Annotated in this window: 10 protein-coding genes; 3 read left to right on the top strand and 7 right to left on the bottom strand. The window is 35.1% G+C overall.

Annotated features, from left to right (window positions below):
- Window positions 1-650: 650 nt before the first annotated feature.
- Window positions 651-1,535: a helix-turn-helix domain-containing protein gene (locus IGI88_RS13565; RefSeq protein WP_429960661.1), complete on the top strand. Its 885-nt coding sequence runs from the start codon at window positions 651-653 to the stop codon at window positions 1,533-1,535.
- 71 nt (window positions 1,536-1,606) lie between these two features.
- On the opposite strand, the gene IGI88_RS13560 is transcribed toward IGI88_RS13565, so the two are convergent.
- Window positions 1,607-3,169: a polysaccharide deacetylase family protein gene (locus IGI88_RS13560; RefSeq protein WP_429960660.1), complete on the bottom strand. Its 1,563-nt coding sequence runs from the start codon at window positions 3,167-3,169 to the stop codon at window positions 1,607-1,609.
- A gap of 234 nt (window positions 3,170-3,403) precedes the next feature.
- Here IGI88_RS13560 and IGI88_RS13555 point away from each other — a divergent pair, with 234 nt between their 5' ends.
- Window positions 3,404-4,075, top strand: coding sequence for a CPBP family intramembrane glutamic endopeptidase (locus IGI88_RS13555; RefSeq protein ID WP_016613494.1), 672 nt, complete (start codon window positions 3,404-3,406; stop codon window positions 4,073-4,075).
- 81 nt (window positions 4,076-4,156) lie between these two features.
- Here the strand turns inward: IGI88_RS13555 and IGI88_RS13550 are convergent, their stop codons facing one another.
- Window positions 4,157-7,060: a MucBP domain-containing protein gene (locus IGI88_RS13550; RefSeq protein WP_429960659.1), complete on the bottom strand. Its 2,904-nt coding sequence runs from the start codon at window positions 7,058-7,060 to the stop codon at window positions 4,157-4,159.
- Window positions 7,061-7,695: 635 nt separating this feature from the next.
- On the opposite strand from IGI88_RS13550, the gene IGI88_RS13545 reads away from it, so the two are divergent.
- Entirely contained in the window at window positions 7,696-8,310 is a 615-nt protein-coding gene (locus IGI88_RS13545; protein WP_429960658.1) for a helix-turn-helix domain-containing protein, read from the top strand.
- A 90-nt stretch (window positions 8,311-8,400) separates the two neighbouring features.
- Here IGI88_RS13545 and IGI88_RS13540 read toward each other — a convergent pair whose 3' ends face one another.
- The 5 genes from IGI88_RS13540 to IGI88_RS13520 are packed head-to-tail and all read right to left on the bottom strand — an operon-like array spanning window position 8,401 to window position 13,765.
- Window positions 8,401-8,928 carry an acyltransferase gene (locus tag IGI88_RS13540; RefSeq protein ID WP_144330531.1) on the bottom strand — a complete coding sequence of 176 codons (528 nt, stop codon included), beginning with the start codon at window positions 8,926-8,928 and terminating at the stop codon, window positions 8,401-8,403.
- Window positions 8,929-8,941: 13 nt separating this feature from the next.
- Window positions 8,942-10,390 carry an oligosaccharide flippase family protein gene (locus IGI88_RS13535; protein ID WP_429960853.1) on the bottom strand — a complete coding sequence of 483 codons (1,449 nt, stop codon included), beginning with the start codon at window positions 10,388-10,390 and terminating at the stop codon, window positions 8,942-8,944.
- A gap of 5 nt (window positions 10,391-10,395) precedes the next feature.
- Complete coding sequence (locus tag IGI88_RS13530) at window positions 10,396-11,679, bottom strand: oligosaccharide repeat unit polymerase (RefSeq protein ID WP_144330529.1); 1,284 nt, start codon at window positions 11,677-11,679, stop codon at window positions 10,396-10,398.
- Window positions 11,676-12,779: a glycosyltransferase gene (locus IGI88_RS13525; RefSeq protein WP_144330528.1), complete on the bottom strand. Its 1,104-nt coding sequence runs from the start codon at window positions 12,777-12,779 to the stop codon at window positions 11,676-11,678. Before IGI88_RS13525 ends, IGI88_RS13530 begins: the two co-directional genes overlap by 4 nt.
- 8 nt (window positions 12,780-12,787) lie before the next feature.
- Complete coding sequence (locus tag IGI88_RS13520) at window positions 12,788-13,765, bottom strand: SDR family oxidoreductase (RefSeq protein ID WP_429960657.1); 978 nt, start codon at window positions 13,763-13,765, stop codon at window positions 12,788-12,790.

The raw sequence follows: 13,765 nt of genomic DNA, 5'->3' as shown, positions 1-13,765 counted from the left end.
TGCATGTTTATACACCGGGATAGAGAAAAATGATGATTGTGTTTTTTCATGATTTTAACCTCGTTTTTTACCTCCGCAAATAAAAAAACAAAAATAATTTAGACGTTTTTCACGATATCACCTAAAATAACTCTTGCTAACGAAAAAAAGGAATCGAAACGCTCGCAGAAAGTTCTGTGAAAAAAGAATGAAACTATTCTATCAAAATCAACGTTGCACTATTATGAACGATTATTTCTTCAGTTGCTCTTCGCTGCTTTTCATCCTCACCTAGTTATTTGGTCCTACATTTCGGACGTAAGCGTTCATTCTACTCGAAGCGGTTATACTTGTTGGTAAGAAGGAAACACCGCTGCCCAATTGACTTCTTCTAATACGACTTAAGGAGCAACAAACGATGCATTGGCTAGTAATGATTTTTCTATTGATCTGCCTCAGTTTTGTCTAAAAAAAGCGTGAGAACCGAATGTTCTCACGCTTTTCTACGATCCCCCTCTGAGGATCCTCTATCACAAAGATTACTGAACGATTTCTTCCACCAAATCAAGGAAAGTCTGAAATAAAAGACCTTTTAGATTCCTCTATTGGCTTTACTTTACTATAATGGGGATACAAGATCTCATTAATTCAACGAGAGCGGAGGCTTTCTTATGTATGGCGAAACGATCAGACAAATCCGATTGAAAAAAGGCTTCACCCAAAAAGAAGTCTATGGCACGATTATTTCAAAGTCTTATGCCATCGAGTTCGAAAAAGGCAAGCATCAAATTGCTGCCAACTTGCTGTTGCAAATTTTAGAAAATCTCTCAATGGATATCGATGAATTTCTCTATATCGCGAATGGCTATCGCCTGGATGAGCAAAACAGCTATAATCATCGGTATAATCAATATTCAAACAAACACGATCTGCCAAATTTACAAAAGCTGTTACAGGAACTACAACAAACCACTAGTAGACTGAACAATATCCGTATTGCAGAGGTTCGCTCGCGAATTCGCATGCTACAATGCTTGGCAAAACATGGGGTCTATCGACAAAGTGCTGTTTTAGAATGCGATCGCCAAACGATCACTTCTTACCTCATTGATGTTGAGAGCTGGACGTTACAAGAAATCCAACTATTTGGCAACACCATCGATCTTCTGGAAAACGACCATAATTTCCTCTTTTTCAAAAAAGTATCCAAGATGCTCGAGTACTACATCGATATGGAAAAAGGTCGTGAAATCTACTGCGCCTTGCTGATCAATTTGATTGAATATACGCTAAAACACCAGCAGTACGATGCGACGGAAGTTCTCGTTGTCCAATTGAAACTTTTAGCGACAGACTACAAAGAATTTTTCCACCAAACCGTCTGCAAGTTTTTCCAAGGCGTGTTGCTCATAAGAACCGGCGATCAAAAAGCTGGTGAAACGATCACGCAAAAGATGTTGGCTATTATGCGAGAACTGGATCAAGAAGCCCTTGCCGATGATTTTGCTTTGCTATTGGATGAAGATTATCTCCGAGCATTTGCCTCCTCCGAGTGATAAAGCGGCAACTGCAGCGTTCGTTAATAAAAAAAGGAAGTGATGATTGCCATCACTTCCTTTTTCAGCTATTAGCTAACACTACGTTCGTCTGTCGCTCCAAAGTATTGATACATTGGTTTTTGGTCGCCATTGAGCAATTGATCCACCGTCACAAATTCATAGCCTTGCGCTTTCAGCGTTTGAATAATACCAGGTACGGCTTGAACGGATTTCGGATGAATATCATGGAGCAGAATTATTGAACCATCGTAGACATTATTTTGTACGACCTTCAAAATTTTGTTCGGATCTTTTAGCTTCCAATCCTCGGTATCAACACTCCATTGAATGATCGATTTTCCTGCCGCTTGGGCGCTCTGTTGATCGATCGCCCCATACGGCGGGCGCAAATTCTTAGGTAAGACTCCTGTTGCCTGATAGATTGCTTTGTCGGTCTTAGTTATTTCAGCTTTGACATCCTCCGGCGACAACGTATTTAATTGCGGATGTGAATAGGAGTGACTGGCAATTTCATGCCCTTCCTCATGGACTTTTTTCGATACTTCAGGATATCGATCCACCATTTGTCCTAATTCAAAAAACGTTGCTTTGACATCGTTGTCCTTTAAAATCTTCAAAAGATCTAATGTGGTTGTGTCGTTAGGGCCATCATCGAAAGTCAGTGCAACATATTTTTTGTTTTGGTCCAATGTCGATTGTTGCTCTTTCAATTGATCCGCATTAACAAGTTCCGGATCAATAAACGGTGCAATCTCTTTGTACGCCAACGTGATCTCAGATACACCAGTTTGATTTTGTGGCAACTGAATCGTTATTTTTTCAGGATCATACGTAAATTTCGACTCATAGGTGATTCGATCCATCGCCAAGACCGCATCAATGACTTTATCAGGTTCCTTGGCTTGGTCTAAAATCTTTTGCTGAATGACTTGCTGGATCCCTAGCAAGCTGCCCTCGTCTGGAACCAAGTCTTTCAAGGATAATTCATTGCCGGTTTTCTCGGAAATAAAAATTGGATCGGCAACCACGCTATCCGCATCTTCAAAGCGACCAGTTTCCCGATTCCAAACATAGCTGTCCGCTTTTAAAGAATAGGTTGACACTTTCGATGCGACAGCTTGTGCTTCAATCCGAGCAACGGTGACTGTCTCTTTGTCGGTGTGTTTTTTGCATAATTTGTTCGCCATGGTCGACAATTTCTTGCTTGCATCTTTGACAGGAATCGTACTTTCTTCTTTTGGTCGGAAAATCAATTCTTTCTTGTCCCCATTAGACAATGTTTCGAGTTTTGCTGGGATTCCCTCTTTAGCTTGTTCTTCTTGGATCGATGCCAATAACTTTTCAGCAGCAGCCTCATATTTTTCCCGTGCCAAGGCTTCTTGCTGCTTCAACGTGAAAGCAATATAGCCGCCAGTGGCGATAATGACGATTGTCAGCAGCGTCATCAATGAAAAGAGATACTTGCGATGGGTTGGCTTCTTTTTAGAAACTTGACGATTGGTGGTTTGCGTGCGTCTTGCCGTTCCCGTTGTTTGCTTTTGATGTGATTCGACCCTTGAAAAAGGTGCTTGTTTTTCAGACGTCGCTTCTTTATGTTGTGAATTATTTGAATAATTGCTTGATTTCTTCATAAACATTCTCCCTAAAACATAATAACGCAAACAAAATGTAACATAAGCGTAATAATATTTCAACAGTGTTACAGAGATTCTTATAAACTTCTCTTTTTGTTCATAAATTTTGAGAATTGTTCTAAGAAATCTTTTATTCTGATACTAATAAAAGCAAGCCTATCAGCCATGATATCGTATTCACTCCGTTTTATTTTCGTTTAAAAATAATGAGAGAGATCTTTTTGTACTTTGATGTTTTTTCTGTTTATAATTCAGCGTGTGGCAATTACTTTAAAGGATGTGTTCAAAATGAAACACAAGTCAGCAACGTATTTATTTATTCTTACATTAGTCATCGGTTTAACCTATCAAATGCTTCCCTATACACCCCTAAGCGATTCCGTTTTATCCATCATTGGTACTGTATGGAATGTGATTTTGGCATTTGGTGCAGGGTACTTTCTCTTACGAAGGACCTTTTTGGAACAATTCAAACATTTTCGTTTCATCGTTTTATTATGGGGTGTGCCTTTCGTCATTTTGACTGGCGTGTTCTTTTCCTTTATTTATGCCGCTATTTTTGGACAACCAACAACTAACTCGATCGGCGAAACCATCACTGTCCAAATGGTCTTTTTACAAGTACCTTTCATGTTGATGGGAGAAGAGTTGCTTAGTACCAATCTCTTGTTAGCTTTACAGAAAAAAGGATTCTCTTTCCTCTGGTCTTCCATCATTTGCAGTGTGCTGTTCGCTTTGTGGCATATCCCAGCGTACGGTTTTCATCCAGCACAATTATTGATCACCTTGATGCCCGCAAGATTGGCACTCAACTACGTCTGGAAAAAATCCAATAGTGTTTGGGTCAGCTGGATCTGCCATTTTCTTTATGATGGACTCGGTTTTATTTCATTCTTTCGTTAAATAATCAAAAAAAGACAGCTGAATCGTAGCTGTCTTTTTTTGATAGTCAGTAACGCCTTTCCCCAATGACTTACTTGATCGCTATTTTCGCTTTCTGAAATAAAGCCAGCTTGCTGTGGCGACGAAGCACAAACCAACTACAAATGGGAACAACGTCCCCTGCTCATCGGTTTGCGGCAATCTTTGCGCAGAATTGCTTTTTTTCGAAGTGACAGTCGCTGTTGGGTCTTTTTCTTTTTTATCAGAACTATCCACTGTTGCTACGTTTTCTTTTGTATAAACATACGTCACAGTTGCCCCCTGCTTACCGAATGTGCCTTTGGCATTTTGCGGCAGCTGACTTCCGTCTAATATGTAGCCGTCGATTGTTAGTTGATATTTTTCTGTGCTGGCATCATAAGAGTCGCCTAAGTTTCCACTGATCCTTTGTGGAGGGTGAATTTCTTTGCCTTCGGTGTCCATATACTCCACTGTTATATCCGCTGCTGGTATCGGATTTTTTTTGTAGATGTAGGTGACAGTTTGTGCTGTTTCTTCAAATACACCTTTACTATTTTCTGGTAATTGACTTTGATCTAAGGTGTAGCCTTCGATTGTTACTTGGTATTTTTCTGTGCTGGCATCGTAAGACTCGCCTACGTTTCCAGTTATGATTTGAGAAGGGTGAATTTCTTTGCCTTCTGTATCCACATACTCGACCGTTATATCCGCTGCTGGTACAGAATTTTTTGTGTAGATGTATGTGACTGTTTGTGCTGTTTCGCTAAACAAACCTTTACTATTTTCTGGTAATTGACTTTGATCTAAGGTGTAGCCTTCGATTGTTAGTTGATATTTTTCTGTACTAGCATCGTAAGATTCGCCTACGTTTCCACTGATCGTTTGTGAAGAGTGAATTTCTTTGCCTTCTGTATCCACGTACTCCACTGTGACATCAGCTGCTGGTACCGGATTTTTTATATAGATATACGCAACTGTTTCCGCGGTTTCGCTAAAAATACCTTTACTATTTTCTGGCAACTGGGTTTCATCCAGAGTATAGCCTTCGATCGTTACTTTATATTGATGTGTGCTGGCATCGTATGAATCACCTATACTTCCGCTAATGGTTCGGGAGTCATGAATTTCATTGCCCTCTGTATCAACGTATTTTACTGTTATATCCGCTGCTGGTATCGGATTTTTTATGTAAATGTAGGTAACAGTTTGGGCCGTATCGCTGAATACACCGATACCATTTTCTGGTAGCTTAGTTTCGTCTAAAGTGTAGCCTTCGATTTTTAATTGATATTTTTCTACGCTGGCATCGTATGATTCACCTACATTACCGCTAATCGTTTGGCTAGCGTGGATTTCGTTGCCTTCTGTATCCACATACTCAATCGTTACATCTGCTGCTGGTACGGGATTTTTTGTATACACATAAGTGACTGTTTGCACCGTTTCACCAAATACTCCTGTGGTATTTTCTGGCAGTTGGCTTTCATCCAGTGTATAGCCGTCGATCGTTAATTGATAGTTCTCTGTACTGGCATCGTATGGATTGCCCACATTACCGCTAATCGTCTGAGAAGCGTGGATTTCGTTGCCTTCGGTATCTATATATTCGACCGTGATATCCGCTGCTGGTACGGGATTTTTTGTATACACATAAGTGACTGTTTGCACCGTTTCGCCAAATACACCGATACCATTTTCTGGTAGTTTAGTTTCGTCTAAAGTGTAGCCTTCGATTTTTAATTGATATTGTTCTGTGCTAGCATCGTATGGGTCCCCTACATTTCCACTGATCGTTTGAGAAGGATGAACTTCTTTGCCTTCTGTATCTACGTACTCGACTGTTACATCTGCTGCTGGTACGGGATTTTTTGTATACACATAGGTGACCGTCTGTGCTGTTTCTCCCAAGATACCTTTACTGTTTTCTGGTAACTTAGTTTCATCTAACGTGTAGCCATCAATTGTTAACTTATATTCTTCGTTGCTGACATCATATGGTTCACCAATGGTACCGGTCAAGGTCTGCATCTCATGGATTTCTTGCCCTTGACCATCAAGGTATCGGACATTTACCTCTCCAATTTGCTCCGGATCGACAATGACATTGACCACATGTGTGGTATTCACGCTATAGGAGGCCTGTCGAGCCATAAAAATTGCTACATAGGAACCTGGGTTGCTTGGGTCAACATTGGTGTAGTAAGGATAGATTTGCGAGTCAGAAATGCTTTTTTCTATATTGCCGCTAAAATTTAGTTTAAACGCCTCAATGCCTAATGCTTTGGTTGAGAAATCAAACGTACTGTTTACAGGAATATGAATCGTATCGGGACTGTTTCCAAAAGCATACTCACCCGTAATTAAACGCTCGTAGAGTTCAAGTGTTTTCGTTTCCCCAGGCTGCAAGGTGATGGAATTTCCAACCGACGTGAATGCATAGTTTTGTCTTTGATTCGTGGTACCAACTTGCTTAATAAAATAGCCACCTGAAGGAAGTTGAATTGTAACCTTTCCTGAACTGTCCGTGACTAACAATGTCACTTCACCAGATGTCGAGGAGGTCAATGTGAAATAAGCTCCTTGGATCGGTTGGTTTGAATTACCATCTAACACTTGAACCGTCAGTTGCCCATTGACAACTCTTGCAGCTGAAGCATTAACAGATGAGGGGACCTTATCTACAGTGCTTACAGCAGAATCTTCTTTAATATCTGATTCAGAAATATTTTTTTCATTATCACTGTTGACTTGCGTTTGCTCGTTTTTAGCATCCACACTCGATGAGGTCATTGATGTCATCGCAGCATTATCTGCTTCCGTTGAATCATTTGTATCATTAGATGGTGTAGCTATCTTTTCGTCTTGCTCCAACTGTTGGGAATCTGAAAAACCTTCGCTTTCCGCCATTACCTGAAATGCTGGCGTTACCACCGCAGCACTTAATAGGATTATTAAAGACATAATATGTTTAAATTTCTTTTTCACAAACTTTCACCTTAACCTTCTTTTTCAAAATTTATACTTTTTTATTCAAGCTTTTTTCACGCCTGAAAATCATTATAATTTATTAAATTTTAATTTACAAACATTTTTTTATTTATAGTATTCTCCACTCCTAGCTGAAGTTTTTATGCGGACTCATGAAATGCCCTTTATCTTGTGTATACCTGATTCATTTATCATTGCACTACATCACCTCTTCAGAATTTTATAATTCAAGTACCCTTCCCTTCAAGCAAATCCAGTGCAAATCAACGCAAAGCTTCTTTGCATCCTTGTTTTATCAACGATTTCCGTTTTCCGAAAACAGGACACTATTTTCACCTAAGATTTCCTTTCTTTTTTAAATGACTCATATAAAAATACCTCCTAATCTTCAAAAGAGATATTTTTTCAAATTTCCAACTCAGCATAATTGAATTAGGTATTATTTAAAAGAAAAAATCACTAACAATAATCGAGTTGCCGTGAATACCCAATGCGAAATTCTAAGCTAAACTCATTTTATTTTCATTTTTTGAAAACGAAGAAATACACTTGTGCATTTCTTCGTTAAATCGAGCTTTACAATTGTTTCTTTGAACCGCTTTATGATAGGATATGTCAGAAGGAGCATTGAAATGACTATAGCTGAAAAAATAAAAGAGAGTCGCTTGAAATTAGGACTCACCCAACAAGAAGTTTCCGAAAAATTATTTGTTACCAGACAAACGATCTCAAATTGGGAAAACAACCGAAGTACCCCAGACATCGATACATTGATCAAATTAAGTGATCTCTATCAAATCGATTTAGAGGCACTGCTAAAACCAGAACAATTAGCAGACGAACCAGAAAGAATGAGTGAGGAAAAGAAACCCACCTTCCGCCTTCCTCTATACTTGCTCAATTTGACTGCAGTCGTCGCTTGCGTTTTCACCGACTTCTTAACACCTACAGGAACAATGACCCTATGGACAGCTGCTGCACATTTTTTGTTACTAGTTAACTTTGTCCTTTTATTCGGTTTTTTCCTCACAAAAAAAAGACCCCTTCCTGCAAAAACAATTGTCTTTACATTAGGAAAAGGTCTGCTGATCTTAGCCATTATATTAGGTTTTACTCTTTGGTCGAATAAAGGAGCTTCCGCTGATGCGTTACATCTGATCGGCCATAATTATGGTCATTTTGTCTATTTGATGTTTAAAGCAATTGGGGTGATTTATTTGTTTGATTGGCGGAAGTTTGAGATTTAATAATTTCAAACTTGTCTTTGGATGAACTTATATAAAAACAAACAAATTATATCTTTTTAGTTAAACCTTATAAAAAAATCAAAATAATAATCAATATTGCATATATTCTTTTCTTATAAAATGTTCATCACTCAATTCTAGGAGAACACGCTTCTTTTCGTTGTATTCTAAATTTTTAGTTTTGACGTTTAATAACATCATTCTTTTTTTAAAATCTTCTACATTTCCGATTATTCTCGCTGGATTTCCACCTACGATTTTCCCTGTGGGTATTGATTTAGTAACTACACTACCCGCTCCTACAATAACTTGATTTTCAATAATTACACCTGGCATAATTATAGCATTGTTACCTATATAAACATCATTTTTGATTAAAATTTTACCAAAAAAATCACTGTTAGGATCATCTTCTCTTAATAACCAAGCACCACCATGAGTAAAAAAGCTAACACCTTTAGTTATCTGAACATTATTTCCAATATGAATTAAATACGGCTCAGATCCAAAGTTTTTAGTCATGATGCTACATTTCTCACCTATAGTAACACCTTTTTTTAGGGCGTATTCTTTTGGTGATAAAAAAAATTCATTAATTTTTTTTAATACCTTTATCAAATTACATACCTCCTTAAAATACTTTAGAAATATTGGACTTTGTAAAATCAATAATTCTTTCTCTGTCCTTCTTAGAGAAAATCAGTAGAGTTGTAAAATAAATAACGACGAGCAACATTATACTAAAAATATCCCATACAAGAGAATTAAAAATATTCTTCAATGTACTTCCTATTAAAAACATTATAATCGAAGAAATTATATAAGGCAGTACATTAAAAACTTGTTTAAATGAATTTTGCTTGAAAGTAAACCACCAGAAAACTAATGACAAAACAATTAATAGTACACATATTAAACTGCGAGATATGTATAATACACGAAAATTTTGTTGCGCTGCCCAGTACAATAACGGAAGCATAATTATCACTTGAATAGTTTGAACCAAAACTGAGATTTTAGGTTTTCCGACGGCTCTAAAAGCTTCTAGACAATAAGAACTCAGTATTAATTTAAAGACGTTAACAAAACTCCATAAACCCAAGAAATCTGCAGCTTCTCCCCATTGACTTCCCAATAAGACAAAAGTAACCAAATCTCTGTATAAAAAAATCCCTACTCCTAAAGGAATTAGTACAATTCCTACATTTTTTTGAAATTCATAATATACTGAGAAAAACTTTTTTTCCGAATTACTCAGTCGAGACAATGATGAAAAAAGAACTGGTAATGTAGCAGAAACAATTACAGACAGAATTGAATTTGAAATATTAATAGATGTTCTATATAATCCTAAATAATAATTTGACAGAAAAATACCGATAACAAAAATCCCACCATAGTTACCTAACCAACCTAAAATCGACTCCAATAGAGTCCAGATACTAAATGAGAACATTTCTTTTAAATGTTCAAAATTGTAATATAGGCGTGGCTTCCATTCGGACAAATAAGTTAGTACAACTGCGTTAAGTAAATGTCCGGTTAATGTTCCAATAATCATGGCCCAATAATTTCTATATATGAAAGCTAGTGGAATTGTTACAAAGAAAGGAGTTATTATTCCAACAATTCTAGCATAAAAAAGCTTTTTAAACTCAAACGCTCTCCTAAAGAGTGCCATTTGAATGCTGGAAAATGATGTAAGAGGCAATGCTAAACAACTTATGATCAATACATTGCCTAAACCTTCTATTCCAATGGATCTAGCTATACCGTCTCTCATAATGAAAATGATTAACCAAGCTAAAATTGAAATAAGCAAATTTGTTATAAAAGCAACATTAGTTGATTTATAAAGATTTTTTTTGCTTGAAAAATTATGCTGTATTAAAAATTTCTGAAAACCAGCATCTGAAAAAATATCTGCAAAACTATTTACCATAGTTATAGTAGCAACGATTCCAAAAATATCAGGTGTTAGAATACGAGCTAATACCATATTAGAAATAGGTGTTATCAGTTTAGACATAATCTCTGCAAATCCTGCCCACTTTGTAGCAAATGCAATATTCTCATTCATATTTTTCAACGCCTTATCTCCTTGCTAAATATCGTATTCTTCAAAATGGTCACTATTAAGTATACTATAAAAAAAAGTACAGTAAGATAAATATATACTCTTAATCTTACAAAAAAAGTATATAAACTATTTCGATGAATATAAAAAGCACACTCAATACCAACGGTCATCGCCCAAGTTTTAGTAAATAATGATGTTCTTTTTGAAATCGATAAGTTAAATAAGAAATTAGAAAATGATATTAAAAGAATTACTATAATAGCAACCAAAAGAAAGCTACCTTGAGAATATGCTTCTGCTAAAAATGAATTCCCTAACGAACCTAACCTATAATCAGGATAATAAGCTGCTTGTAAAAATGAATTAAAAGAATTAACTTGAAAGTACCTGCCAACAAAAGGGACCATAAGTGTTAAAATTACACTATAGGTATTGCCATTTATATTTAAACCATAGGTAACTACATTATTAACATGATTTAAAATTACATTTGACTCACCCATTCTAAAACTATCAAGATAGTAGCTTGGTGTTGTTAGTCTTTCCTTCACTAAATCAAAATCACCAGTAAAAATTGCTCCAGAGACCCCTTTTATAACGTATACAAAAATAATTAATAGAAGTACTAAAAAAATCATTTTTCTATTCTTTCTTAAAAACATTAGCAGATTTCCATCATACAAGATCTCATTTATATAAATAATAAAAGCTGCAATTAAAGATAGTACTAAAAAAGATCTATGTCCCATTAGAAAAGTTACTAAAAGTGGGTAAAAGAGAAGGATTTTCCAAAAAAAAGTAATCTTATCCCATACTAACAACCCAGCTACGAAAAAGTAAAATGATCCATATTTAAAATAAGTTTCAATAAAGCTGGAGTTTTCAAGTAATTCACTTTTATTAAATTCAATTCTTGTAAACAAATTCATACTTATTGTAAAGTAAATAGCACAAAGAAAAAGCAATAGAGTTATAACTTTTAATGCCCATATGATACTCATATAATTAGTATCATTTTTAACATTTACTTCAGTTACTCTTTTTTTAGGTATTAGATAAAATAGTAGTATTATTAATTGATTTAAGCATAGAAGTAAGTAGGTTTGATTACTTATTTCTATGGGTATAGGAATTCTTAAGCTGTGTAAACTATAGATATTTCCGATAAAAGCATTAATGTAATAAAAAATAGAAGAAACAAAATATAAATCAACGAATGTAATCTTCTTTTTTTTAAATATTAAAAAAGAAAAATTAAGGAAAACTATAGTATAATACACCCAAATCAATTAAACCGCTCCTTTTTTTTAATTAACACTAATATTTTTTTTAAAAAAGCTTCTAAAGAAAAATTATCTGAAATATATTTTTTAATATCACAACTATGAAAATGAAGATATTTTTCTTTAGCAATGTAATCAATTAGATCACACTCGTCGGCAAATACTTTACCGTTAATTTCATCTTCACTTATAACTTCTCTTATACCTCCAGGTATTTCTAAGCATAATGCTGGAATCCCGCATGTATTAGCTTCTAGGATAACATTAGGGAATGACTCCCTCTCAGATGTCAAGATGAGAAAGTTCGATAATTTCATATATCTATATACATTGTTATTGTATCCGTGCAAAATAATTTTATCTTGAAGTTTATTTCTTTTAATCAACTCATTCAAACTTTCCTTTTCCTTACCTTCACCAAAAACATCCAGAATATAATCATCTGAAAGATTTTTTATAATATTAAACATTCGAGGATAATCTTTTACTGTTTCAAGTCTCCCCACTGAAATAATATGTTGTTTATCAAAATCCCATTTAACGCTTTTATCCAAAGGAAGATTAGAGTTCTCTTCAATACTATCAAAATCAATTGGGTTTGAAATAACTGAAATTTGGTTTTCTTTAACAGCAAACATCTCGTTTATATCTTTTTTCATAAACTCTGATTGAGCTATAATTGTATCCAAGTGTTTCAGAAAAATCTTATATGAACAGTACAATAAACTTTTTTTCAGGTTCTTATTCTTTTTGAACCAAATAGAATGTACTGCATTTTCTCTGCCAATGAAGGTAATTTCTCTAAAATAAATAATTTTTAGAAAAGATAGCATGATGTTCACATGCCCTATTATTGAAAAAACCACCTCGGGTGAATTGTCTTTTATAATACACTTTAAAGAGTGCAATCTTGAAAATATATTTTTACCTTTCACTTCTATTACTTTGATTTCTGGATTAATACTGCTAAGCAATTTACCTTTTTCACTTAACAAAACAAGGCTACAATTAAAACCCATTTTTGATAGATTATTTACTATTGTTACTAGAACTTTTTCTGCACCACCTGGATTTAAATTAGGCGCAACAAATAAAATTTTTTCCATAAACTACCTCAATTATTTTTCTTGTACCATTCAATCGTTTTTGAAAGACCTTGTTTAAAAAGAATCTCTCCCCTATAGTTAAAATCAATTCTAGCACTTTCTATGCTAGCATTTGAATGCCTTATATCCCCTTTTCTCTCGTCTTTATAAATTGGAGATATTCCTGATATTGACAAATATGAGGAAATTTCTGAAAATAACTCATTTAATGTTACTCTACCACCTGTTGCAACATTATAAGCTTTACCACTTATCTTAACATCAGAGATAGCTGCTTTTAAATTGGCCTCAATTACATTATCTATATAAGTAAAATCTCTTGAAGTTTCTCCATCACCATTAATAATTGGAGGACAATTATTAATTAAAGAAAGGATAAATTTGGGAATAACTGCAGCATAGGCTCCATTAGAATTTTGTCTACGACCAAAAACATTAAAATACCTTAAACCCACAGTTTGTAAGCCATAAATATTAGAATAAATTTTCCCATACTCCTCATTAACTTTTTTTGTTAGTGCATATGGTGAGAGAACATTCCCTTCGTTTCCTTCTATCTTTGGTAAAGTTGGGCTATCACCATATACAGATGAGCTAGATGCATAGACAAATTTCTTGACTTTGTTTTTTAGTGCCGCATCCATCATATTTACAGTACCTTTAATATTTACCTCTTCATAAAACACAGGCATTTCAATACTTCTAGGTACACTCCCCCATGCAGCCTGGTGCAAAACATAATCAACATCTTTACACGCGTGATTACATACATCATAATCTGTAATAGTACCATTTATGAATTCAAAATTTGTATTATTGATAAATGGTTTGATATTCTCGTAAAACCCATTTGACAAGTTGTCTAGACACCTTACTTGATACCCCATATTTAACAATGCTTCACACAAATTGCTACCGATAAAACCGGCACCACCTGTAACTAAAAATCGACTGTTTTCTGGAAAAATAACTTCGCTATAACTCAA

The sequence above is a fragment of the Enterococcus sp. AZ179 genome (assembly GCF_050498885.1).
GTDB lineage: Bacteria > Bacillota > Bacilli > Lactobacillales > Enterococcaceae > Enterococcus_D > Enterococcus_D entomosocium.
The sequence above is the reverse complement of the archived record's forward strand: the minus strand, read 5'-3'. Positions and strand labels throughout refer to the sequence as shown.